This is a genomic window from Citricoccus sp. GCM10030269 (assembly GCF_042665635.1).
In the GTDB taxonomy this organism is placed as follows: Bacteria; Actinomycetota; Actinomycetes; order Actinomycetales; family Micrococcaceae; genus Citricoccus.
Genome location: NZ_JBHTCV010000005.1, coordinates 403,325 through 428,493 on the forward strand (window position 1 = coordinate 403,325; position 25,169 = coordinate 428,493).

General features: G+C 66.5%; 16 protein-coding genes and 1 tRNA gene. 4 read left to right on the forward strand and 13 right to left on the reverse strand.

Features of this window, described 5'->3' with window-relative positions:
- Positions 1 to 137: 137 nt before the first annotated feature.
- The 3 genes from uvrB to ACFQQD_RS09005 are packed head-to-tail and all read right to left on the reverse strand — an operon-like array spanning position 138 to position 4,813.
- Positions 138 to 2,300, reverse strand: a complete 2,163-nt coding sequence (gene uvrB, locus ACFQQD_RS08995; RefSeq protein WP_378088463.1) for an excinuclease ABC subunit UvrB — start codon at positions 2,298 to 2,300, stop codon at positions 138 to 140.
- A 43-nt stretch (positions 2,301 to 2,343) separates the two neighbouring features.
- The gene (gene coaE, locus ACFQQD_RS09000) at positions 2,344 to 3,042 is read right to left on the reverse strand and encodes a dephospho-CoA kinase (protein ID WP_378088465.1); all 699 of its coding nucleotides are present in this window, start codon (positions 3,040 to 3,042) and stop codon (positions 2,344 to 2,346) included.
- The gene (locus tag ACFQQD_RS09005; protein ID WP_378088467.1) at positions 3,023 to 4,813 is read right to left on the reverse strand and encodes a BCCT family transporter; all 1,791 of its coding nucleotides are present in this window, start codon (positions 4,811 to 4,813) and stop codon (positions 3,023 to 3,025) included. The genes coaE and ACFQQD_RS09005 overlap by 20 nt, the downstream gene beginning before the upstream one ends.
- A gap of 131 nt (positions 4,814 to 4,944) precedes the next feature.
- Between ACFQQD_RS09005 and ACFQQD_RS09010 the strand changes: the two genes are divergently transcribed.
- Positions 4,945 to 6,207 carry a class I SAM-dependent methyltransferase gene (locus ACFQQD_RS09010; protein WP_378088469.1) on the forward strand — a complete coding sequence of 421 codons (1,263 nt, stop codon included), beginning with the start codon at positions 4,945 to 4,947 and terminating at the stop codon, positions 6,205 to 6,207.
- A 77-nt stretch (positions 6,208 to 6,284) separates the two neighbouring features.
- Here ACFQQD_RS09010 and rpsA read toward each other — a convergent pair whose 3' ends face one another.
- The 3 genes from rpsA to polA form a co-directional block, all read right to left on the reverse strand.
- On the reverse strand, positions 6,285 to 7,739 hold the full coding sequence (gene rpsA, locus ACFQQD_RS09015; RefSeq protein ID WP_378088471.1) for a 30S ribosomal protein S1: 1,455 nt from the start codon (positions 7,737 to 7,739) through the stop codon (positions 6,285 to 6,287).
- 173 nt (positions 7,740 to 7,912) lie between these two features.
- On the reverse strand, positions 7,913 to 9,262 hold the full coding sequence (locus ACFQQD_RS09020; RefSeq protein ID WP_378088473.1) for a GNAT family N-acetyltransferase: 1,350 nt from the start codon (positions 9,260 to 9,262) through the stop codon (positions 7,913 to 7,915).
- Complete coding sequence (gene polA, locus ACFQQD_RS09025) at positions 9,246 to 12,062, reverse strand: DNA polymerase I (protein WP_378090070.1); 2,817 nt, start codon at positions 12,060 to 12,062, stop codon at positions 9,246 to 9,248. The genes ACFQQD_RS09020 and polA overlap by 17 nt, the downstream gene beginning before the upstream one ends.
- Positions 12,063 to 12,174: 112 nt before the next feature.
- On the opposite strand from polA, the gene ACFQQD_RS09030 reads away from it, so the two are divergent.
- Positions 12,175 to 12,714 carry a hotdog fold thioesterase gene (locus ACFQQD_RS09030; protein ID WP_378088475.1) on the forward strand — a complete coding sequence of 180 codons (540 nt, stop codon included), beginning with the start codon at positions 12,175 to 12,177 and terminating at the stop codon, positions 12,712 to 12,714.
- A 64-nt stretch (positions 12,715 to 12,778) separates the two neighbouring features.
- Positions 12,779 to 13,021: a hypothetical protein gene (locus tag ACFQQD_RS09035; RefSeq protein WP_378088477.1), complete on the forward strand. Its 243-nt coding sequence runs from the start codon at positions 12,779 to 12,781 to the stop codon at positions 13,019 to 13,021.
- Positions 13,022 to 13,157: 136 nt separating this feature from the next.
- Here ACFQQD_RS09035 and ACFQQD_RS09040 read toward each other — a convergent pair.
- A tRNA-Leu gene (locus ACFQQD_RS09040) sits at positions 13,158 to 13,242 on the reverse strand.
- 152 nt (positions 13,243 to 13,394) lie between these two features.
- Here ACFQQD_RS09040 and ACFQQD_RS09045 point away from each other — a divergent pair.
- Positions 13,395 to 14,042, forward strand: coding sequence for an ANTAR domain-containing response regulator (locus ACFQQD_RS09045; protein WP_378088479.1), 648 nt, complete (start codon positions 13,395 to 13,397; stop codon positions 14,040 to 14,042).
- A gap of 26 nt (positions 14,043 to 14,068) precedes the next feature.
- Here the strand turns inward: ACFQQD_RS09045 and pyk are convergent, their stop codons facing one another.
- From pyk to trpB, 6 genes are all read right to left on the reverse strand, one after another.
- Entirely contained in the window at positions 14,069 to 15,562 is a 1,494-nt protein-coding gene (gene pyk, locus ACFQQD_RS09050; RefSeq protein ID WP_378088481.1) for a pyruvate kinase, read from the reverse strand.
- A gap of 68 nt (positions 15,563 to 15,630) precedes the next feature.
- Positions 15,631 to 17,088: a glutamate synthase subunit beta gene (locus ACFQQD_RS09055; protein WP_378088483.1), complete on the reverse strand. Its 1,458-nt coding sequence runs from the start codon at positions 17,086 to 17,088 to the stop codon at positions 15,631 to 15,633.
- Positions 17,081 to 21,790 carry a glutamate synthase large subunit gene (gltB, locus tag ACFQQD_RS09060; protein ID WP_378088485.1) on the reverse strand — a complete coding sequence of 1,570 codons (4,710 nt, stop codon included), beginning with the start codon at positions 21,788 to 21,790 and terminating at the stop codon, positions 17,081 to 17,083. The genes ACFQQD_RS09055 and gltB overlap by 8 nt, the downstream gene beginning before the upstream one ends.
- Before the next feature lie 142 nt (positions 21,791 to 21,932).
- Positions 21,933 to 22,937 carry a prolipoprotein diacylglyceryl transferase gene (gene lgt / locus ACFQQD_RS09065; protein WP_378088487.1) on the reverse strand — a complete coding sequence of 335 codons (1,005 nt, stop codon included), beginning with the start codon at positions 22,935 to 22,937 and terminating at the stop codon, positions 21,933 to 21,935.
- A gap of 8 nt (positions 22,938 to 22,945) precedes the next feature.
- The gene (gene trpA / locus ACFQQD_RS09070; protein WP_378088489.1) at positions 22,946 to 23,824 is read right to left on the reverse strand and encodes a tryptophan synthase subunit alpha; all 879 of its coding nucleotides are present in this window, start codon (positions 23,822 to 23,824) and stop codon (positions 22,946 to 22,948) included.
- Positions 23,824 to 25,134, reverse strand: coding sequence for a tryptophan synthase subunit beta (gene trpB, locus ACFQQD_RS09075; protein WP_378088491.1), 1,311 nt, complete (start codon positions 25,132 to 25,134; stop codon positions 23,824 to 23,826). The genes trpA and trpB overlap by 1 nt, the downstream gene beginning before the upstream one ends.
- Positions 25,135 to 25,169 lie beyond the last annotated feature (35 nt).

Below are 25,169 nucleotides of genomic sequence, written 5' to 3' on the forward strand. Positions count from 1 at the left end.
TGCCGTGAATGACCCGTCCGGAATGGACTCGGTCCCGCAACAGGCCGCTGCGTCCGGCGGGAACTGCCGTGGCAGATTCCTGCGTGCTGACGTCCGCAGTGTTCGGGATACTCCCCTACGCGTGGACCAGTCTACCCTCAGGCGTGTCCGGCCTGCTGCATCTGCCGCAGTTCCTTCTTCAGCTCGGCCACCTCGTCTCGGATGCGGGCCGCCAGCTCGAACTGCAGGTCGACCGCGGCCTGATGCATCTGTGCGCTCATCTGGTCGATGAGGTCGGACAGGTCCTTGGCCGGCAACTTCGCGAACTCCGGAGCACCGTCTGCACCCTCGGACCCCTCCGCCGCGGCATGCGCCGCCGCGGCGCGCTGTTCGTCCGAGATCGTGGCGGTGTAGCCGCGCTTGCCCTTGCCGTACTCGAATCCGGACTTGATCCCGCCCATCCCGGCGAGGAAGTCAGCCGTGTCGGCGTCCTCGCGAGCGAGCTGGTCGGTGATGTCGGCGATCTTCTTGCGCAGCGGCGTCGGATCGATGCCGTGCTCCTGGTTGTACGCCTGCTGAACCTCACGCCGTCGATTGGTCTCATCGATCGCGAACCGCATGGAATCCGTGATCCGGTCGGCGTACATGTGCACTTGGCCGTCCACGTTGCGAGCGGCCCGGCCGATGGTCTGGATGAGTGAGGTCGAGGAGCGGAGGAAGCCTTCCTTGTCGGCGTCAAGAATCGACACCAAGGACACCTCGGGCAGATCGAGCCCTTCGCGGAGCAGGTTGATACCGACCAGCACGTCGAAGGTGCCCCGACGCAGCTCCCGCAAGAGCTCAACACGGCGCAGGGTGTCCACATCGGAGTGCAGGTACTCGACCTTGATCCCGTGTTCCAGCAGGTACTCGGTGAGGTCCTCTGCCATGCGCTTGGTCAACGTGGTGACCAGAACTCGTTCGTCGCGCTCGGAGCGGACCCGAATCTCCTCGAGCAGGTCGTCGATCTGGCCCTTGGTCGGCTTGACCACCAGTTCGGGGTCCACCAGGCCGGTGGGGCGGATGATCTGCTCGACGACGCCGTCCGCCTGCCCCAGCTCATATTTGCCGGGAGTGGCCGAGAGATAGACGGTCTGGCCGATGCGCTCGAGGAATTCGTCCCACTTCAGCGGGCGGTTGTCCATGGCTGAGGGCAGCCGGAACCCGTGCTCCACCAGGGTGCGCTTCCGGGACATGTCCCCTTCGTACATGGCACCGATCTGCGGGATGGTCACGTGGGACTCATCCACCACCAACAGGAAGTCATCCGGGAAGTAATCCAGCAGGCAGTGCGGAGCCGAGCCCGACTCGCGGCCGTCGATGTGCCGAGAGTAGTTCTCGATGCCGTTGCAGTAGCCCATCTCCTGCATCATCTCGAGGTCATAGGTGGTCCGCATCCGCAGACGCTGCGCCTCGAGAAGCTTGTTCTGGGACTCGAACTCCTGCAGCCGGTCCCGCAGTTCGTCCTCGATCGAGGTGATGGCCCGGTGCATCCGCTCCTCACCCGCGACGTAGTGAGAGGCGGGGAAGATGTACATCTCCGTCTCCTCGCGGACCACGTGACCGGTCAGGGGGTGCAAGGTCTGGATGGACTCGATCTCGTCCCCGAAGAACTCGATCCGAATGGCCAGTTCCTCGTACATCGGGATGATCTCGACCGTGTCTCCGCGCACGCGAAAGGTCCCGCGGTGAAAATCCTGGTCGTTGCGCACGTATTGCATGGCCACGAACTGGCGCAGCAGCTCGTCTCGGTCGAGCTCTTGACCGCGACGGAGGGTGACCATCTGCTCGATGTATTCCTCCGGGGTGCCCAGGCCGTAGATGCAGGACACGGTGGCGACCACCACCACATCCCGCCTCGTCAACAGCGCGTTGGTGGCCGAGTGCCGCAGCCGCTCCACCTCCTCATTGATCGAGGAGTCCTTCTCGATGAAGGTGTCCGACTGGGGGACGTAGGCCTCCGGCTGGTAGTAGTCGTAGTAGGAGACGAAATACTCGACCGCGTTGTTCGGCAGCAGTTCGCGGAACTCGTTGGCCAGCTGCGCCGCGAGCGTCTTGTTCTGGACCATGATTAGCGTCGGCCGCTGGACCTTCTCCACGAGCCAGGCGGTGGTGGCCGACTTACCGGTGCCGGTGGCGCCCAGCAGGACGACGTCCTTCTCCCCCGCCTGAACACGGTCGGCGAGTTCGGCGATCGCCTTCGGCTGGTCGCCCGACGGTTGATAGTCGGACACGACCTCGAACGGGGCGACCTGCCGATTGATCTTCTGCGCCAGACTCATGCTCTCTACCGTACAACTGTTCGAGTCACCGCGGGGAGGCGGTTCACCGTTGGCGGACCGACCCGTCGGCCAGAGCGGGAGCCACGTATTCGTCCCACACACGGCGGGTGGCTCTGCGCAGATCCTCGAGGCCGGCGTCGTTGACGATCACCACGTCCGCGACCGCACGCCGTTGCTCATCGGTGGCCTGCGCGGCCATGCGTGCCCGGGCATCCTTCTCGCTCATCCCTCGATCGCGGACCATCCGGGCCACACGCTCCTCGGCGTCAGACTCGACCACCACCACGAGATCGAAGGACTCGCCCTGACCGGTCTCGACCAGCAGCGGCACGTCCTGCACCACGACGGCGTCCGCGCCGGCCTCCGTGACGAGGCGTCGGCCTTCGCTGCGCACCAGCGGATGGATGATGCCGTTCAGCGTCTGCCGCGCCGCGGGATCCGCGAACACCCGTTGAGCGACGACGGCCCGATCCATCGTGCCGTCGTCGGCGATGACCTCGGGCCCGAAGGCCTCACGCACCCGCTCCAGCCCCTCGGTGCCGGGTGCCACCACGGCCCTGGCCAGCACGTCCGAATCCACGACGACGGCGCCCAGCCTGGCCAGTTCGTCGGCCACCGTGGACTTCCCCGACGCGATGCCGCCGGTCAGGCCCAGGTGAAGCCGCGGGCGAATCTCCCCCGACCCGGCTGGTTCGCCGTTCGCGCCGCCGTCGCCCGCGGGACTATCCGGACGTTCGCTCACTGGTCTCACCGTCTGCGTCTGCGTCTGCGTCTACGCCAGCCTCAGTTTCTGCTTCAGCGTCCGCATGCTGCTGATGCCACGTGTTGGGCTGGTGTGTCTCGTACTCGGGTTCCGTTCCGACCTCGAACTCCGGCCGGATCACGTATTCGTCGAGGTCGTGCTCGTCCTCGTGGGCCCGCCGGTGGTACTCCTCCATCGGCAGCACCTGCTTCCACTGCCGCGTCCGGATCGGCTTGATGGCCCCGGCGTCCTCCCGCAAGGCCCGTAACAGCAGCCACCCCTGGAACAGCACCAGCAGCATGACCGGCGCGCCGATCACGATGATGACCGACTGCAGGGCATCGAGCCCGTTCTCACCCGACGTCACCAGAATGACCGCGCACACGGCGCCGATGGCCAGGGCCCAGAAAACCCGCTGCCGCTGCGGCCCCTGGTCCTCGTGCCCGGAGGCGAGCGAGTCCAGCACCAACGCGCCGGAGTCCAGTGACGTTACGAAGAACAGGATGATGACGATCAGGGCCACCACCGCCGTGACGAGATACAGGGGGAAGGACTGGAGCAACTGGAACAGCGCTGCATCCACGTTCCCGTTCGTCACGATCGTCTCCGTCATCGACCCCTGAGTCTCCGGTGCGCGGTCGATCCGGAAGGCGGTCATGCCGTAGATGCCGAACCAGATCATCACGAATCCGGCGGGCAGTCCGAGGCAGGCGGTGACGAAGGCACGAATACTGCGCCCACGGGAGATCCGGGCGATGAACAATCCCACGAAGGGAGACCAGGTGACGGTCCAGGCCCAGTAGAACACCGTCCAGTCGCCGGACCACTGGCCGCCGCCGAAGGAGTCGTTGAAGAAGGCCAGCGTCGGCAGATTGCTCAGATACTGGCCCGCCGACTCGACGATCACCCGGACGGTGTCCATCGTCGCGCCCCACATCAGCACGTAGACCATCAAGGCGATGGCCAGGATGATGTTGACGTAGGACAACCGCTTGACGCCCTTGTCGAGCCCCGCCAAGGCAGAGGCCAGGGCGACGGCGGTGATCACGGCGACGATGGCCGCCTGGATCCAGCCCCCGATCGGCACGCCCAGCACATAGTTCATCCCACTGTTGATCTGCATGGCTCCGAGGCCGACTGAGACACCCAGACCGAACACCGTGGAGATGATGGAGATGATGTCGACGGCCTTGCCCCACGGCCCGTGGATGGCGTCCCCGAGGAGCGGCTGAAGCGCCGAGGAGACCCGCGGCGGGAGCTTGCGTTTGTAGGTGAAGTACCCGAAGCACAGGCCGGGGACCACGAGCAGCGCCCACATGTGGATGCCGAAGTGGAAGTTGGAGATCGCCAGGGCCTGGCTCGCAGCGAGGTCGGAGGCACTCTCCGTGCCGAAGAACGGCGGATTCGCATAGTGGTTCATCGGCTCGGCCACGCCCCAGAACATCAGGACCGCTCCGATGCCGGCGGCGAAGAGCATCCCGAACCAGGCCACGCCCGAATACTCGGGTTCGGCGTCGTCGTCGCCCAGTTTCACCCGCCCATAGCGGCTCAGGGCGAGACCGACGGCCAGCACGACCAACAGAGTGGTTCCGAGGGTGTAGAACCAGCCGACGTCATACCGCAGGAAGGTGGACACCGCGCCGAAGGCACCCTGAACCTGGGCCGGAAAGATCGCCATCGCCACGGTGAAGAGCACGATGATCAGGGCCGAGATGAAGAAGATGTGCGGTCCGGTCCGCAGACCGAGTCGGTTGTGCAGTCGGGTCAGCATCGCTCGTCCTCGCTGTTGTTCGGGCCCGTGTCACCGGGCTGGTTCGGTGATCAGGCCATCATGCTGGTCACCGGTTGACTGGAGCATCGGGGTCAACTTACCGCACAGTACTGGCCCATAGACTGGACGGCATGCCCGAGCAGTCCGACTTCCCCGCCGTCGATCCCGGGGCTTACCCGCCGCTGGGTCGGACGCCACCCGTGGTGCGGACCGCGTTGACGGAAGATTTCCATTTCCGGGCGCTGTCCCGGTGGCCCTCTCCGGACGACTCCAGTCTTCAGGCCCATGACGCCGCCGATCTGCTCCTGCTCGACACCGCACAGGCCTGGTGGTCGGCCGGCCACGCTGCGGATCCGGTCGTCGTCCTCGAAGACCGTCATGGCGCCATCACGCTGCCGCTGCTCCAGGCCGGTCACCGGGTGCGGGTCGGTCAGGACGGCGTGGCCCACGAGCGCTCCCTACAAGCAAATCTCGCTCACCTTCAGGACGCTCACGACCCGAAGCTACACCCGGACCACTTGCACCGTGGCCCCCTGGACGCGTCATTGCTCTCGGGAGCGCGGACGGTCCTGCTGACACTCCCCCGCTCACTGGACGCGCTGGAGCAGTGGAGTCAGCTGGTCGCCGAGCACGCTCACGAGGACGTGGTGTTTCTGGCTGCCGGTCGCGACAAGCACATGACCCCACGGCAGAATGCCGTGCTCGCGCGCTACTTCGATTCGGTGGTGCCGGGTCGAGGTCGGTCCAAGTCACGCGTCCTCACCGCGCGCGGGCCGCGGAGGGGCCGGCCGGCCCCCTTCCCCCGCACAGCCGAACGCCACCTTCCCGACGTCGGTCCGGTCACCCTGGCCTCCTTTGGCGCCACCTTCGGAGGGACGAACCTGGACCCCGGAACGGAGCTGCTTCTGCAACACCTCGGCGCGGTGGCAGAGAGTTCACAGCACTCCGTGGGGCGTGCCGTGGATGTCGGCTGTGGGAACGGGTCCATCGCCGTGTACCTGGCCCTGCGGGCACAGCGCGCCGGCCGGGACCTGACCGTCGTCGCCACCGATCAGTCGGCGGACGCCTGCGCATCCACCACGCTGACCAGCCAACTCAACGGGGTGCAGGACCGGGTGGAGGTGCGCCGTGATGATGCCCTGGCCACCTTTCCGGAAGCCAGCGAGGATCTCCTGATCCTCAACCCGCCGTTCCATGCCGGCAATACGGTGGACACCGGGCTCGCTCTGCGGTTGGTCGCCGAGTCGGCACGGACTCTGAGACCGGGCGGAGAACTGTGGTGTGTCTGGAACTCGCATCTGCAGTACCGCGCCGACCTTGAACGACGGGTGGGTCCCACGCGCCAGATCGCCCGCAACCGGACGTTCACGGTCACCGTCAGCACTCGCCGTTAGCCGGAGACGACGTCCCGAACACGAAAAAGCCCCGCACCAACGGTGCGGGGCCTTCTCTGTATCAGCTGATCAGTCGATCAGTTGCCGGTGAGCTTCTCGCGCAGGGCGGCCAGGGCCTCGTCGGAGGCCAGGGTGCCCTGGTCGACGACTTCCTGATCGTCCGAGGAGTACGAGGCGGCGCCGGACTCGACCTCGGCGGTCTCCTCCGAGTCCTCGGTCAGGTGGCGGGCCACCTGCTCCTTGTGGGCCTCCCAGCGAGCCTGAGCATCGGCGTACTGCTGCTCCCAGGCGGCGCGCTGGGCCTCGAAGCCCTCGAGCCACTCGTTGGTCTCCGGGTCGAAGCCCTCGGGGTACTTGTAGTTGCCCTCTTCGTCGTACTCGGCGGCCATGCCGTACAGCGCCGGGTCGAACTCGGTGCCCTCCGGATCGACGCCCTCGTTGGCCTGCTTGAGGGACAGCGAGATGCGGCGACGCTCCAGGTCGATGTCGATGACCTTGACGAACAGCTCGTCGCCGACGGACACGACCTGCTCGGCGGTGTCGATGTGGCGGGAGGCCAGCTCGGAGATGTGCACCAGACCCTCGATGCCGTCTTCGACGCGGACGAAGGCGCCGAACGGAACCAGCTTGGTGACCTTGCCCGGAACGACCTGGCCCAGAGCGTGGGTGCGGGCGAAGAGCTGCCACGGGTCTTCCTGGGTGGCCTTCAGGGACAGCGAGACGCGCTCACGGTCCATGTCCACCTCGAGCACCTCCACAGTGACTTCCTGACCGACCTCGACGACCTCGGACGGGTGGTCGATGTGCTTCCAGGACAGCTCGGAGACGTGCACCAGGCCGTCGACGCCGCCGAGGTCCACGAAGGCACCGAAATTGACGATGGAGGAGACGGTGCCGGTGCGAACCTGACCCTTCTCCAGCTTGTGCAGGAAGTTCGAGCGGACCTCGGACTGGGTCTGCTCGAGCCAGGCACGGCGGGACAGCACCACGTTGTTGCGGTTCTTGTCCAGCTCGATGATCTTGGCTTCCAGCTCCTGGCCGATGTACGGGGCCAAGTCGCGGACGCGGCGCATCTCGACCAACGAGGCCGGCAGGAAGCCGCGCAGTCCGATGTCCACGATGAGGCCGCCCTTGACGACCTCGATGACGGTGCCGGTGACGACCCCGTCCTCTTCCTTGATCTTCTCGATCGAACCCCAGGCACGCTCGTACTGCGCGCGCTTCTTGGACAGGATCAGGCGGCCTTCCTTGTCCTCCTTGGTGAGGACAAGGGCCTCCACGTTGTCGCCCACGGCGACGACTTCGTCCGGGTCCACGTCATGCTTGATGGAAAGTTCCCGGGACGGGATAACGCCTTCGGTCTTGTAACCGATGTCGAGCAACACTTCGTCACGATCGACTTTGACGACGGTGCCTTCGACCAGGTCGCCGTCATTGAAGTACTTGATCGTGGCGTCAATGGCGGCAAGGAAGTCGTCAGAGGTGCCAATGTCATTGACGGCGACCTGCGGGGCGGTGGAAGTAATGGTCATGTAGTAGGGGCTCCGATGTGGATTGTTCACTCGGCCGGGCAGCACGGCTGCGCCGCGAGACCCGGATAGTGGGTTGATGTAGAGATTGAGTGCACAGAAAATGCTCGCTCAGTCTAACGGCCACGGCAAGCGAAGGTCAAAGCCGCTAGAACCCCTCAGCTAGAACCTCTCAGCTAGAACCCCGTCAGGCAGTACACCGGCCGGTCGGGTGCGAGCATGGCCGTCAGCTCGGCGGCGGCACCGGCTCGATGTTCGGTGATCCCGCCCGCTTGGCGCAGCATCTCCGCTGAGATCCCGCCGAGGTACACGCTGGAGAGTTCGGCCACGTCCAGGCTCAGGTCGGCGGGACCATCGCAGGCCACGACGTCGGCCTCACCGCCCCGCACGGCGAGCCGCCAGGTCCCGGCGGCGTAGCCCAGGGCGTCGCTCACCTCGAGCGTCAGCTCGCCGGCCTTCCCCCACTCACCGGTCTTCCCCAGCTCGCCGGCCATACCGTAGGCGCGGCCCCGGAAGCAGGCGGGCACGTCCAGGATGCGCAGCCACAAGTGGTCCTCCTGGCTCGTGGTGGTGACGCGGCGATGGTCGGTGAAGAGATGTTCCAGCAGCCGATCGTCCGGGGCCAACTCCCATTCGATCTTCTCGATGAGATCCAGATTGATCAGATACGCCCAGATCGCACGGTAGCTCTCGGCCGTGGTCGCATACAGCAGGTCCACCTTGACGGTGGCCGGTCGACGATCCCAGCCGGCGAAGCGATAGGTGACGTAGCCGCGGGGCTGCCCCTCGTCGTCGTGATGGACGGCGGCGTAGAGCCCGGAGCCGCGCCTCTCGTTCTCGGACGCGCGGGTGTCCGTCTCCCGAATGCGGTAGGCGGCGGTGCGCTCCACGGAGCCGGGGGTCTGCCGGCGTGTCCGTTCGAACAGCCGGGGACCCAGCTCAGTGAGGTCCTTCGGCTCCACCATCACCATGGAGACGGACACCGCACTCGCCAGAGCGGTTCCTGGGCCGGCATCCACCTCGACCGCACGCCGAGTGGTGGCCACCCCGAAGCCGAAGCGGCCGTAGATGGTCGCTTCGGAGGCCGTCAGGGCCGCCATGGGCATTCCGTCGGCGGCCGCCCGAGCCAGTTCATCCTCCATCATGGTGCGGAGGATGCCGCGGCGCCGGTGCGTGGGCAGTACGGTCACGTCGGAGATCAGCAGGGACTCCAGGTCCCGCCCTCGCCCGGTGTACAGCTTCTTCGGGAAGCTGGCGAGCGTGGAGACGGGCCGCTGCAGGGCTGGATCCGCTGAACCGGTTCCTGCCTCATACAGCCCCACATAGGTGCGTCCGTCCTCGACGTGCAGTCCCAGCGTCTGTGAGAGGGCGTCCTCGTCGGGGACCTTCTCGTAGAAGCCGCGCTCGACGGCCGCGACGAACCGAGCCGATCGCTGGTCCTCAGCGGCGGTTCGGCCGCTCGGACGGAACCGATGCAGCTCCAGCCCGGTGCTGGTCTTAGTGCGGGTCTCAGTGGGCTGCGTCATGCCAGCTCCTCCCGACACCGATGTGCACGTCCAGCGGCACGGCCAGCGACTCGGCCGCACCCATCTTCTCCTTGAGCAGCTCGGTGGCGACCTCGAGTTCGTCGTCCGGGACCTCCAACACGAGTTCGTCATGGACCTGGAGCAGCAACCGGGAGCGCAACCCCTGGTCGTCGATCCCCTGACGGACGTCGAGCATGGCCTGCTTGATGATGTCTGCGGCGGAGCCCTGGATGGGGGCATTGAGGGCAGCACGCTCCGCCATGTCCCGAAGTTGCCGGTTATCACTGTTGAGGTCGGGCAGGTACCGGCGGCGTCCCTTGATCGTCGCCGTGTAGCCGTCCCGGCGGGCCTGGGCCACGATGTCCTGCAAGTAGTCGCGGACCGCCCCGAAACGGTCAAAGTACCCCTTCATCAGGGAACGGGCCTCGTCCACGGGAACCTGCAATTGCTTGGAGAGCCCGAAGGAACTGAGGCCGTACGCCAATCCGTAGCTCATCGCCTTGACCTTGGCCCGCATCTCTCCGGTGACGTCCTCGGGTGCCACGCCGAACACCTGGGAGCCGACGAAGCGGTGCAGGTCCTCTCCCTCCTGGAACGCCTGAATCAGGGCCTGATCCTCGGACAGGTGGGCCATGATCCGCATCTCGATCTGCGAGTAATCAGCGGTCAACAGCGCGCCGTGTCCGTCACCGACCACGAAGACGTCCCGGATCTTGCGGCCGGCCTCGGTGCGGACGGGAATGTTCTGCAGGTTCGGGTGCAGGCTGGAGAGGCGACCCGTGGCAGCGGCCGTCTGCGAGTACGTGGTGTGAATCCGGCCGTCGTCGGCCACGGTCTCCAGCAGCCCCTCGACCGTCTGCCGCAGCTTGGTCGCGTCGCGGTGCAGCATCAGGTTCTCCAGGAACGGATGCTGCGTCTGGTTCAACAGGTCCGTCAACGACTCGACGTCAGTGGAGTACCCGGTCTTCGTCTTGCGGGTCTTGGGCATGTCCAACTTCTCGAACAGCAGGGCCTGCAGCTGCTTCGGAGAGCCCAGATTGACCTTCTCGCCGCCGGTCACCTCGGCCACGGATGCCCACGCGGACTCCTGGGCGGCCTGCATCCGGTCGGTGAAGTCCGCGAACAGTCCGTCCAGGACACTGCGGTCGACGGCGATCCCCGCCAGTTCCATGTCCACCAGCACCGTGGCCAGCGGGATCTCCAGGTCCAGCAGCAATTGCTGAGCCCCGCGCTCCAGCAGCTTCGGGGAGAACTGTTCCGAGAGCCGACGCACCATCCACGCCGCACGGACGGCCGCCGCGGCCCGCGCGTGCAGCACCGCGTCAGCGGACGAGGCGCCGGATCCGTCAGCATTGGCACCGGCGGCAGCATCGGCGCCCCCAAGGTCCAGTTCCAGCTGATCACCCGCCTGGGTCGGATCGTCCTCCATCTCGAGCGTGGACTGCAGGTAGGTCTGCACGAGCGCGTCCAGTCCGTAGCCACGGCGGTCCGGTTGGACCAGATAGGCGGAGAGCAGAACATCGTCCACGACGCCGGCCAGCGTCAGATCCTGCCCGAGTGCCGTGGTGTGCCCGGTGGACTTCAGCGACTTGGCCGCCGCCTTCAGGTCGTAGATCGCCTTCGGGTGACCCGCCTCGGAGAGGTAGCCGGCCAGGACCGGGCCGGGGCCGGCGTCGGGCTGGGTGTTGGTGTTGGCGCTGGTTCTGATGTTGGCGCTGTCCAGGTCGATGTACACCGCAGCATCCTCGGCGACCAGCGCGGCACCGATGGCACGACCGTAGTCCCCCGGCGCGGGGATCTTGCGCTTGGGCAGGATGGCCGGACCGTCCAGGACGATGTGCACGCCCATCAGATTGGCCGCGTGCTCGGCGAGGAAATCCTCCAATTCAGCACCCGTAGTGACCACGGAGTACGGGGGCGTCTCCTCGACCGGTGCTGACTCGGGCTCACCGCCCAGACGTTCAGCCAGGGTGTCGAACAACCGCTGCCGCACGGTGTTGAACTGCAGCGCCGTGAAGAGTTCCTCGATCTGTTCATGGTCCGGATGTTCGAGCTCCGTGGCCTCCAGGGCCACCGGCAGGTCCATATCCCGCAGCAAGCGATTGAGTCGGCGGTTGCGGCGGACGTCGTCGGCATGCTCACGCAGGGACTGTCCGGCTTTGCCCTTGATCTCGTCGGCATGTTCCAGTACCTGCTCGACCGTGCCGTAGAGATTGATCCATTTGGCGGCCGTCTTCGGCCCGACGCCCGGCACACCGGGCAGATTGTCTGCCGTCTCCCCCACCAGAGCAGCCAGGTCCGGATAGCGCTCCGGCGGAACGCCGTACTTCTCTTCGATCGCGGCGGCGTCGAGCGGCGGAATGTCCGAGACGCCCTTCTTGGGGTACAGCACCACGGTCTGGTCATTGATGAGCTGGAAGGCGTCCCGGTCACCGGAGACCACACGGGTGTCCCAGCCGGCTTCCTCGGCCCGAGCCGCCATGGTGGCGACGATGTCATCCGCCTCGGCGCCGTCCACAGAAAGCGTGGGGATGTTCATGGCCTCCATCACCTTGATGATGAGGTTGATCTGACCGTGGAACTCCTCGGGAGTCTTCGACCGGCCCGCCTTGTATTCGCTGTACTCCTCCGAGCGGAACGTCGGGGTGTCGAGGTCGAAGGCGACCGCCACGTGCGTCGGCTTCTGCTGACGGATCATCGTCAGCAGCATGTTGACGAAGCCATAGACGGCATTGGTGTGCTGACCGGTGTCCGTCAGGAAATTGTCCACCGGCAGCGCGTAGAAGGCACGGAAAGCCATCGAATGGCCATCGATGACCAGCAGGCGCTGGTCGGCGGCCGGCGGGGCGGCGGGAACAGCGGCGTCAGGCACGGGATTGCTCGGATCAGTCACGGGTGCCAGCCTAATGGTCATGGACGATGCCCTCACAGACGCCCCCGCCGGTTCACAGCCCGCCGGATCACAGTATGCCTTCGTGCCCGGCACCTCCCCGCAGCTCTCCGAGGCCGAGCGGAAACAGATGATGCTCGATGCCGGAGTTCCGGAGGAGCTCCACGCCGCCATGGGAAAGCTGGGCATCAGCCCGCTGGCCGCCAAAATGGGAATCGTCTTCCGGGAGATGACGGTGCAACGCATGGTCGCCACCATGCCAGTGGCCGGCAACGAACAGAACGCCGGCATCCTCCACGGCGGTGCACACCTCGTGCTGGCGGAGACGCTGGGGTCCATTGCGGCCGTGCTCCACACCCGGGGCGAGAAGCCGGTGGTGGGCATCGAGATCAGTGCCACCCATCACCGAGCCATCTCCGAGGGCATGGTGACTGGAACCTGCACGCCCATTCACCTGGGCGGAACGCTCACCACCCACGAGATCGTCATGACCAACGACGCCGGCAAGCGGCTGTCCACGGCCAAAATCACCAACATGATCCTGGGCCCGTCACGGAGATAACGCGGAGGGATGAGGCGCACGGGAGCGCTCTCGAGGACTGACCCGGGGCGGATATGCTTCGGCCATGGCGAACGACAATGTGGGTAGCTGGTTTGCGGTAGGGACCGTCGGGTCCATCGTTGCTGGCGCTGGGGCCGGCGTCGTGCCCCTCGTGGCCGGAGACTGGGGCGGGCAGGTCCCGCAGATCGTCACGGCGCTGACCATCCTGTCCGTGATCTTCGCGTTCGTCGCCTTGATCGCCTTCGCCGGCTTCATGAACCTGGTCGTTCGCTACCTGGGCGATCTCGCGGAGCGCCGAGACTACTGACGCTGATCTAGCCCGGCATTCGCGCCGATCCTGATGGCTCGCAGTCATATTGCAGAGGACGTGTCAGGATCAGTGCGAATCGCCGACAACGGCGACCACACACTTCACACCAAGTTTGCGACAATGCTTGTGACAATGGTGCCCGAAGTGGGACTTGAACCCACACACCTTTCGGTACCGCATTTTGAGTGCGGCGCGTCTGCCAATTCCGCCATTCGGGCCTGACTACTGCTGCTGCTGAACTTCTCTTGGTCAACCATTTCTTGGTCAACCAGTGCTCTCGAGAAGACAGCCCTACAAGGATACACGCCACAGACCCGTGACGCTGACCGAGCGGATACGCTGGAGGCGGTCCCGTGCGCAAGGAGGAGTCATGCCGACCGATAACCCCACTCAACCCGAGGCAGAACCGCTCACGGCAGAGAAGCCCCAGGCGGCGCGGCCCCATGCCGAGAAGCGGCGCGTCGTCGTCGCAGAGGACGAGACGCTGATCCGGGTGGACATCGTTGAGATCCTCACCGCTCAGGGCTATGACGTGGTCGGTGAGGCCGACAACGGCCAGAAGGCCCTGGACGTGGCAACGGAACTGCGCCCCGACGTCGTGCTCATGGACGTCAAGATGCCCATCATGGATGGCATCACCGCCGCGGAGCATCTGGCCGAGGGCAAGATCGCTCCCGTCGTGCTGTTGACGGCCTTCAGCCAGCGCGAGCTCGTGGAACGGGCCCGCGAGGCCGGGGCCATGGCCTACGTGGTCAAGCCGTTCAACGAGAACGACCTGGTGCCCGCCATCGAACTGGCCGTGGCCCGGTTCGAGGAGTTGCGCGTCCTCGAAGCCGAGATCTCCGACCTCTCTGAGCAGTTCGCCACACGCAAGCTCGTGGACCGTGCCAAGTCATTGCTGACCTCGACGCTGAACCTGTCCGAGCCGGAGGCGTTCCGCTGGATCCAGAAGACGTCCATGGATCGCCGCCTGAGCATGCGAGAAGTCGCTCAGACGGTCGTCGACCAGATGGGCTAACGGACTACACCAGGCCTACACCACGTCTACACCGGAGACGGAGCTGACCACATTCCGACCGGCTCGCGGGCCGGCCCTTGTTGTCCGTCGAGCACTCCGCCCGAGTCGGCCAGATCGCCGATCCGGTGCACCTTAAGCGTATTGGTCGATCCCGCTTGGCCGGGAGGAGATCCGGCGGCGATGACCACCAGATCGTTCACGCCGGCGATCTTCTCTCGCAGTAGGGACTGGTCGACCTGCGCCGTCATCTCGTCCGTCGAGGACGCGAAGGGCACCATCTTCGGCAGCACGCCCCAGGACAGGCACAGGACGTTGTGCGTGTGCTCCACGTGGGTGAAGGCGTAGACCATCTGCTGCGGACGCAACCGGGACAACCGACGGGCCGAGTCACCGGACTGGGTGAACGTGGCCAGGTAACGAACGTCCAGCTGATTGGCGATGTCCACCGCGGCGCGGGTGATCGCACCCCCGCGAGTCTTCGGCCGTGAACCCAGTGGACTGATCCGGTCCAGGCCATGGGTCTCGGTCGACTCGATGATCCGCGCCATGGTCTCCACGGTCCGCACCGGGTACTTGCCCACGGACGTCTCACCCGAGAGCATCACCGCGTCGGCGCCGTCCAGCACCGCGTTGGCGCAGTCGGAGGCCTCGGCACGGGTGGGACGCGGATTGTCGATCATGGACTCCAGCACCTGGGTGGCCACGATCACCGGTTTCGCCCACCGGCGGGCCAACTCCACGGCTCTCTTCTGCACCACCGGGACGTCTTCCAGTGGCAACTCCACACCTAGGTCTCCGCGGGCCACCATGATCGCATCGAAGGCGTCGACGATCCCGTGCAGTGCGTCCACGGCCTGCGGCTTCTCGATCTTGGCGATCACCGGGATCCGGCGCCCCTTCTCGTCCATGATCTCGTGCACCCGCTCGATGTCCTCGGGGGTGCGGACGAAGGACAGGGCGATCATGTCCACCCCGAGGTCCAGGGCCCACCGCAGATCCTCCTCGTCCTTCTCGGACAGGGCGGGCACGCTCACGGACACCCCGGGGAGGTTGATGCCCTTGTTGTTGGAGACGGTGCCGGGAATCACCACTTCGGTGACGACGTCGGTCTCCGTGACCTCGAGCGCGCGCAGGGCCACCTTGCCGTCGTCGATCAGCAGCGAGTCCCCGGCGTTCACGTCTTGAGGCAGTCCCTTGAAGGTGGTGCTGCAGAGATCGGCGCTGCCGTCGACGTCCCGCGTGGTGATGGTGAACCGGTCCCCCATGGAGAGATCATGCGGTCCATCGGCGAAGCGTCCCAGGCGGATCTTCGGCCCCTGCAGGTCGGCGAAAATGGCCACGGGTCGGTCGAGTTCGCCCGCGGCCTTCCGGATGTCCGCGTAGGTCTGCTCGTGGATCGCCCAGGCGCCGTGGCTCATATTCAGCCGAGCCACGTCCACGCCGGCGGCGATCAGTTCCTTGGTGTTCTGGTATCCCTCATTGGCCGGGCCGAACGTCGCGACGATCTTCGCATGTCTCATGCCTCCAGCCTATCCAGGTCAGCGCCGGTGACGGCACCACACCCACCGGTTAAACCGACAGTTCCCGCTTAAACCGACAGCGCCCGATCGGTCGGCGCCACCGGCGACGGCAGCCGCGTCCAGGACTCCAGCGACTCGTCGACGGCGCGGGCACAGGCCCGGCCCTCGGCGATGGCCCAGACCACCAGTGAAGCGCCGCGACCGGCGTCGCCGGCCACGAAGACACCAGGGGTCTCGGTCTCATAGCGGTGGTCACGCTTGACGAGACCGCGCTCCAGCAAGACGCCGGCCTGCTCGCCGAGACCTGCGTCCTCCACCCCGGTGAAACCGAGCGCCAGCAGCACCAGATCGGCAGGGATCTCCCGCTCGGTGCCGGGCTTGGGCACGCGGCGGCCGTCCGGCAGGTACTCGGTCTCGGCCACCCGCAGGGCCCGGACGTGGCCGTCGTCGTCACCCAGGAACTCGACCGTGGAGGCCAGGTACTGGCGCGTGCCGCCCTCGGCGTCCGCCGAGGAGACCTCGAAGACCCTCGGAACGGTCGGCCAGGGCTGATCGGCCGGACGCTCGGTCGGCAGCTCCCGGCCGATCGCCAGCGTGGTGACGGATGCCGCGCCGTGGCGGTGGGCGGTGCCGATGCAGTCTGCGCCGGTGTCGCCGCCACCCAGGATGACCACATGCTTGCCGTCGGCCCGGATCTGGTCGGGGACATGATCACCGTTCACCGCGTGGTTCGACTGGACCAGGTAGTCCATGGCCACGTGGACGCCCTTGAGCTCGCGCCCGGCGACGGGCAGTTCACGCGGCACCGGAGCACCGGTGGCGATGATGACGGCGTCATAGCGCTCGCGCAGGTCGTCCCACGTGATGTCCGAGCCGATGTCCACGCTGGTGCGGAACCGGGTGCCCTCGGCCTCCATCTGGGCGATGCGCCGGTCCAGGAGGTCCTTCTCCATCTTGAAGTCGGGAATCCCGTACCGCAGCAGTCCGCCGATCCGGTCGTCGCGCTCGTACACGGCCACGGTGAACCCGGCGCGGGTGAGCTGCTGGGCCGCCGCGAGACCGGCCGGACCGGACCCGACGACGGCCACGGTGCGCCCGTTCAACCGCTGCGGGATGACCGGGTCGAGCCAGTCGTTCTCGAAGACGGCATCCGCGATGGACACCTCGGTCTGCTTGATGGTCACGGGCGGCTGATTGATGCCCAGCACGCACGAGGACTCGCAGGGCGCCGGGCAGACACGTCCGGTGACCTCCGGGAAGTTGTTGGTCGCGTGCAAGCGGGCAGCGGCCTCTTCCCAGCGTCCGCGCCGGACGAGATCATTCCACTCCGGAATGAGATTGCCCAGCGGACAACCGTCGTGGCAGAACGGGATGCCGCAGTCCATGCACCGGCTGGCCTGGGTGCGGACCGTGGCCTCGTCCTGCTCGACATAGACCTCTTTGAAGTCCATGATGCGCACGGGCACGGGGCGTGACGGGCGGTCCACCCGTTCTGGATGGGCCAGGAATCCACGGGGATCAGCCACGAGTAGCCTCCACAATCCGGCCCCAGGCGGCATCGCCGTCGGGGTCTAGTCCTTCGTCGATCACAGCCGCACGGGTCTTCAGCACGGCGTCGTAGGTAGCCGGCAACACGGTGGTGAAGCGGGCCAGTGACTCCTCGAAGTTCTCGAGCAGGTGAGCGGCGACCGGCGACCCGGTCTCCGCGTGGTGACGTTCCAGCAGCTCGGCAATCGCGGTGCGGTCCTCCTCGCGCGGCTCGAGCAGCAACAGGTCGTGGTTCGCCACGGCCAACGGGTTCAGCACGGTGCGGTCCAGGTCCAGCACCCAGGCTGTACCGCCGGACATCCCGGCCGCGAAGTTGCGCCCGGTCCTTCCGAGGATCAGGGCCTGACCACCGGTCATGTACTCACAACCGTGGTCGCCGATACCCTCGACGACGGCGGTCGCCCCGGAGTTGCGGACCAGGAACCGCTCCCCCACGCGTCCGCGCAGGAAGATCTCGCCCGAGGTGGCGCCGTAGCCGATCACGTTGCCGGCCACCACGTTGTCCTCCGCGGCGAAGGCGGAACTGCGGTCCGGGCGGACGATGATCCGGCCACCGGACAGGCCCTTGGCGACATAGTCGTTGGCGTCGCCCTGCAGGCGCAGTGTGATGCCGGAGGGCAGGAACGCGCCCAGCGACTGTCCGGCCTCACCCGTGAGGTTCACGGTGATCGTGTCCGTCTCGAGCTCGTCCAGCAACCGCGCCTTCGTGACGTGGTAGCCGAGCATGGTGCCGGCGGCACGGTCCACGTTGGTGATCCGCTTGGACACCTGCACCGGAGTGTTGTTGGCGATCGCCGGCTCCGCCGCGGTGATGAGGTCCTTGTCGAAGTGCTGGTCGAGCTCGTGGTTCTGGCCATGGGTGTTGGACAGCTGCAGAGCCGTGTCCGAGGCGGTCGGATCGTAGCCCTTCAGGATGCTGTCCAGGTCCAGTCCCTCGGTCTTCCAGTGGTTCCTGGTCTGATCCCGGTCCAAGGCCTCGACATGACCGATGGCCTCGTCGAGGGACCGGAAGCCGAGCTCGGCCAGGTACTCGCGGACCTCTTCGGCGATGAACTCGAAGAAGTTCACCACGTGATCGGCCTGGCCCGTGTACCGGGACCGCAGTTCCGGGTTCTGGGTGGCCACACCCACGGGGCAGGTGTCGAGGTGGCAGACGCGCATCATGATGCAGCCGGAAACGACCAACGGTGCCGTCGCGAACCCGAACTCCTCGGCGCCCAGCAGCGCGGCAATCACCACGTCCCGGCCGGTCTTGAGCTGACCGTCCACCTGCACCACCACGCGGTCGCGCAGACCGTTGAGCATCAGCGTCTGCTGCGTCTCGGCCAGGCCGAGCTCCCACGGAGCCCCGGCGTGCTTGAGCGAGTTCAGCGGCGAGGCGCCGGTGCCGCCGTCGTGCCCGGAAATGAGCACGACGTCGGCCTTGGCCTTGGTCACACCGGCCGCCACGGTGCCCACACCGGATTCGGACACCAGCTTCACGTTGACGCGTGCCGCGGGATTGGACCGCTTCAGATCATGGATCAACTCGGCGAAGTCCTCGATCGAGTAGATGTCGTGGTGCGGTGGCGGGGACACCAGGCTGACCCCGGGAGTGGAGTGCCGGGTGGTGGCGACCCATGGGTACACCTTGGTGCCCATCAGCTGGCCGCCCTCACCGGGCTTGGCGCCCTGAGCCATCTTGATCTGCAGATCGTCAGCCGTGGCCAAGTAGAGGCTCGTGACGCCGAACCGGCCGGAGGCGATCTGTTTGACGGCCGACCGACGTTCCGGGTCCAACAGGCGTTCGGCGTCCTCGCCGCCCTCACCGGTGTTGGACTTGCCGCCCAGCCGGTTCATGGCGACCGCGAGGGTCTCGTGCGCTTCACGGGAGATCGAGCCGTAGCTCATGGCTCCGGTGGAGAAGCGACGAACGATCTCGGAGACCGGCTCAACCTCGTCCAGCGGGACGGGCGGGCGGACGCCGGTCTTGAGGGTCAACAGACCACGCAGGGTCATCAGGTCCTTGGACTGATCGTCCACCCGGCGGGTGTACTCCTTGAAGATCCCGTACTGACGGGTGCGGGTGGAGTGCTGCAAACGGAAGACCGTGTCCGGATTGAACAGGTGCGGTGGCCCGTCCCGGCGCCACTGGTACTCGCCACCGTTCTCGAGCTCCCGGTACGGGTCGATGTCATTGCCGTCCGGCGGGTAGGCGGCCCAGTGACGCTGCTGGTTCTCTGCGGCGATAACCTCCAGGTCCACACCGCCCATTGGCGAATGCGTGCCGACGAAGTACCGGTCCACGAGTGAACGGGACAGTCCGATGGCCTCGAACGTCTGTGCCCCGCAGTACGAGGCGACCGTGGAGATGCCCATCTTGGACATGATCTTCTGCACGCCCTTGCCGAGCGCCTTGATCAGGTTGTCCACCGCCTGCTCGCGGGTGACCCCGGTGATGGCACCGGTACGGACCAGTTCCTCGGCCGATTCCATGGCCAGGTACGGGTTCACCGCGGAGGCGCCGAAGCCGATCAACACGGCCACGTGGTGAACCTCGCGCACGTCTCCGGCTTCCACCAGCAACGAGGCCCGGGTGCGATTGGCCGAGGACAGCAGGTGATGATGCACGGCCGAGAGCAGCAGCAACGACGGGATCGGAGCCCACTGGGCGTTGGAATCCCGGTCGGAGAGGACGATGTACTGCACCCCGCGGTTGACCGCGGCCGAGACCTGTTCACAGATCTCGGTGAGGCGGGAGCGCAAGCCGGCCGCGCCGCCGTCGACCCGGTACAGGCCACGGACCTTCAGGGCGGCCTTCGTGCCGGGCCGCTCGCCGTCGTCGGCCCTCAGATGGGCGATCTTGGCCAGCTGATCGTTGTCGATCACCGGGAACTCGAGGTTCACGTGCCGCGTGCGGACCCGTTCGGTGGACAACAGATTGCCGTCCGGACCGATGGAGGTCCGCATGGAGGTGACGAGTTCCTCGCGAATGGAGTCCAGCGGCGGGTTGGTGACCTGAGCGAAGGACTGGGTGAAGTAGTCGAACAGCAGCCGTGGGCGCTTGGACAGCACGGCCACCGGGGTATCGGTGCCCATGGCGCCGAGCGGCTCAGCACCCTTCTCCGCCATGGGGCCGACGAGGATCCGCAGTTCCTCGGTGGTGTACCCGAAGGTCCGCTGGCGATGGGCGACGGAGCTCGAGGAGTAATTCACGTGCTCGCGATCGGGCAGGTCCTCGAGGTGGATGAGGTTCTCCTGCACCCACTGGCGCCACGGGTTGGCCGAGGCGACGTCCGCCTTGACCTCGTTGTCCTCGATGATGCGTCCCTCGGCGGTGTCCACCAGGAACATCCGGCCCGGTGCGACGCGGCCCTTGCGCACGATCTTGGACGGCTCGAGCGGCAGGACGCCGACCTCGGAGGCCAAGACGACCAGACCGTCGTCGGTGACCCAGTAGCGGGCCGGGCGCAGTCCGTTGCGGTCGAGCACGGCGCCGACCTGACGCCCGTCCGTGAAGGCCACGGCGGCCGGTCCGTCCCACGGCTCCATCAGCATCGAGTGGTACTCGTAGAACGCCCGGCGATCGGGGTCCATGGTCTCGTGGTTCTCCCAGGCCTCCGGGATCATCATCATGATCACGTGGCTCAACGGGCGACCGGCGAGCATCAACAGCTCGGCGACCTCGTCGAAGTTCGCCGAGTCCGAGGCACCGGGAGTGCAGATCGGGTAGAGCTTCTCCGGCTCCTCGCCCAAGACGGACGAGCTCAGCATCGACTGGCGGGCGCGCATCCAGTTCCGGTTGCCCTTGACGGTGTTGATCTCACCGTTGTGAGCGATGGTCCGGAACGGCTGGGCCAGCGGCCAGGAAGGGAACGTGTTGGTGGAGAACCGCGAGTGGACGATCGCCAGCGTGGTGGCGAAGCGCGGATCGGACAGGTCTGGGTAGAACGGCTCGAGCTGTCCCGTGGTCAGCATGCCCTTGTAGACGATGGTCTGGGCCGACAGCGACGGGAAATACACCCCGTGCTTGTTCTGCGTCCGCTTGCGGACCCGGAAGGCGCGGGCGTCCAGAGTGTCTCCGTGCTCGCCCTGGCCGGCTTCTTCCGGCTCTGCCTCTGGAGCCATGGCCAGGAACAGCTGGGAGAAGTACGGCATGATCGCGCGGGCGGACGCGCCGAGGACCTCGTCATTGACGGGAACATCGCGCCAGCCCAGAACGGTCAGGCCCTCTTCTTGCGCTCGCTCCTCGATGCCTTCGACACATTCGCGGCGCTCATCGGGCTCTTGGGGCAGGAACGCGGTGCCCACGGCGTACTCTCCGGCGGCGGGCAGCTGGAAGTCGACGACCTCGCTCAGGAAGTCGTGCGGGATCTGCAGCAGCAGTCCGGCGCCGTCACCGGTGCCGTCGTCACCGCCGACCCCGCCGCGGTGTTCGAGATTGCGCAAGGCGACGAGAGCGTGCTCCACGATGTCATGGCCGGGAGTGCCACGCAGGGTCGAGATGACCGCGAGGCCGCAGTTCTCCGTCTCGGTGTCCGGCCGATACAGACCCTGTTGCTCCGGGATGGCCGAGAACCGATTGAACGGGTTCTTCGGGTCGTTGGCCAGTTGTTCCTGGGCTGAGTCGTCCGGCAGTGGGGCGTCGGCCGGCTGGCCGTCCGGGAGACGGTTGTTCTCGTCATCAGGGCGCAATGTCATTCAAGTCCTTCCGGCGCGCAGGAGTTCTGCTGCAAGGGAAGGGGACGTCATCGGCCCCGATGGCCTGAAGAGGTTCGGACCAAGCGGTCCGTTCGTCCCCAGGTCAATGCAGTTCGATCAATACTACCGATGCTCCTGGGCCTCAATCACCACTGGTCGTCTCTGGGGCGACTTTTTTTGTTTCGTGGGAGTTAACTTTCTCACCGTCTCGGTCCTCCGGCAAGGCGGACGATGAGGAGTCGGCGGCTGGCTCATCCCCGGTCTCCTCGGCCGGCTTCACCCGCCACACCGAGTCGGATTCGGCCCGGGCCTCGGCGGTCTTGGGCCGCGTGACGGCCAGATAGATCAGCAGTCCGACGGCCACCAGGAACATCAACAGCGAGGTCCACACGTTCAGGCGTTGGGTCGTGCCGAACAGGGTGATCATCTCGGCATCGTCGATGCGCATCATCTCGATCCAGGTCCGGCCAGCGGTGTACCAGGCGACGTAGGACCAGAGCATCATGCCCCGACGCAGTCGCAGCTTCCGATCGAGGAGCAGCAGCAGCGCCACGCCCAGGAGGTTCCACACCATCTCGTAAAGGAACGTGGGATGGAACAGGGTGCCCTCCAAGGCGCCGGCGGGGAAGTTCGGGTGGTCCGAAGCCACCTGGAGCCCCCACGGGAGCGTGGTGGGACCGCCGAAGAGCTCCTGATTGAAGTAGTTGCCCAGCCGCCCAATGGCCTGTGCCAACAGCACCCCGGGAGCCACGACGTCGGCATAGGCGGAGATCTTGAACCCGTAGCGCCGGCACGCGATCCAGGCGCCCACGGCTCCCAGGGCCACGGCGCCCCAGATCCCGAGGCCACCCTCCCAGACACGCCAGATCTTCGTCAGGTCCCCCGAACCGTCGAAGTTCGGTCCGAAGTAGGCGTCCGGCGATGACACCACGTGGTACAGGCGGGCGCCGACCAGGCCGAACAGGATGGCCCAGATCGAGATGTCGATGATGCGACCCTCGGGACCGCCCCGTGCGGCCCACCGCCGCGAGGCCAGCCACAGGGCCACGACGATGCCCGCGATGATGCACAGCGCGTAGGCATGGATGGTCAGCGGGCCGATCTCGAACCCGTCCCATGCCGGGGCAGGAATCGCGGCCGTGATCATGCCGCCGGTCACCGGTTCGCTCCGGTGCCGGTGTTGGTTGAGGTGCCGGTGTTGGTTGAGGTGCCGGTCGCCAGCTCAGCGGCCAGCTTCCCGACGGCGGCCGGGCCGCCCTCCCGCAGCGCCGACACCAGCGCGGTGCCCACGATGGCGCCGTCGGCGTACTCGCCGATCTCGCGGATGTGTTCCGGTGTGGAGATGCCCAGGCCGACGGCCACACGAGGGGCCCCCGCCGCATGAGCGGCGGCGACCACGTTCCGCGCGGCCGTGGACACCTCGGAGCGGGCCCCGGTGACACCCATGAGGGACACCGCGTAGACGAAACCGCGGGACGAGGCCGTGATGAGGTCCACGCGCTCCGTGCTGGAACTGGGCGCGGTGAGGAAGATCCGGTCGAGACCGTAGCGGTCGGAGGACTCGAACCATTCCCCGGCCTCTTCCGGCACGAGGTCAGGGGTGATGATGCCCGCTCCGCCGGCCTCGGCCAGGCGACGGGCGAAGGTCTCCACGCCCATCCGGTCCACGATGTTCCAGTAGGTCATCACCAGCACGGCGGCGTCGGTCCGTTCGGACACGGCCCGGACGATCTCGAAGACGGAATCGATGCGGAAACCGGCCGACAGCACCTCGCTCGTGGCGGCCTGGATCACGGGGCCGTCCATGACGGGATCCGAGTACGGGATGCCGATCTCAATGACGTCGGCGCCACTCTTCCCCAGAGCCACCGCCGCCTCGATGGAGTCCTCCACCGTCGGGAAACCGGCGGGCAGGTAGCCGATGAAGGCGGTGCGGCCGGCCGCCCGGGCCGCCTCGATCGCCTGCGAGGTGAGCGAACGCACCTCGGCCGGTGTGGCCACAGCGTCCGTCGGGGTCGATTCCATTTCTGCCATCAGTTCTGTGCTCCTTCGGGGCGAGCGGCCACGGCGTCCGCGTCGCCGCCTTCGGGGGTCGGCGCGTCCGGCAGCATGCCGAAATACTTGGCGGCCGTCGCCACGTCCTTGTCACCGCGTCCGGAGAGGCTGACGACGATGATCTTCTCCTCACCGTCGGCGGTCTCCGGTCCGACGAGCCCCTCCTGCGACCACCGTTCGGCCAGTCGCAGGGCCCCGGCCAACGCGTGCGCGGATTCGATGGCCGGAACGATGCCCTCGGTACGGCACAGGCGCTGGAAGGCGTCCATGCACTCGCGGTCGTTCACGGGCTCATAGTGAGCGCGGCCGGTGTCATTCAGCCACGCGTGCTCCGGACCGACGGCGGGGTAGTCCAGTCCGGCGGAAATCGAGTGGGAGTCGGTGGTCTGTCCGTCTTCGTCCTGCATCAGGTACGTGCGCGCACCGTGCAGAACTCCCGTGCGTCCAAGATTGATCGACGCGGCGTGCCGGCCGGTCTCGATGCCCTCGCCTCCGGCCTCGAGACCATACAGCTCGACGTCGGCGTCATCCAGGAACGCATGGAAGATCCCCATGGCGTTCGAGCCGCCGCCCACACACGCACAGATCGCGTCCGGCAAGCGTCCGGCCTGGGAGAGGATCTGCTCACGGGTTTCCACGCCGATGACGGAGTGGAAATACCGGACCATCGCCGGGAACGGCGCGGGGCCGGTCACGGTGCCCAACAGATAATGGGTGTTGCTCACCGAGGCCACCCAGTCGCGCAGCGCCTCGTTGATGGCGTCCTTGAGTGTGCGGGCCCCGGTCTTCACCGGAACGACGCTGGCCCCCAGCATCTCCATCCGAGCGACGTTGAGCGCCTGACGCTCAGTGTCCACCTCGCCCATGTAGATGGTGCAGTCCATGCCGAACAGCGCCGCGGCAGTGGCCGTCGCCACCCCGTGCTGGCCAGCACCGGTCTCGGCGATCAACCGGGTCTTGCCCATCCGCCGGGCCAACAGGGCCTGGCCGATGACGTTGTTGATCTTGTGCGAACCGGTGTGGTTGAGATCCTCACGCTTGAGGAAGATCCGCACTCCCGGCGAGTCCTGAGCGAACCGCGGAACCTCCGTGAGCAGCGACGGGCGGTTCACGTAGTTGTCGAACAGCTCCTGCAACTCGGCGGCAAAGTCCGGATCGTGCTTGGCCTCCGTGAAGGTCCGGTCCACCTCCTCGAGGGCGGCGATCAGGGATTCGGGCATCCAGCGACCGCCGTACGGACCGAAGTACGGCCCCGGCTGGTTCTGGTAGCTGCCGGTGTGCTCAATCATCTACGTTCCAGTCTGTGTTGTGGACGGTGTTCGTT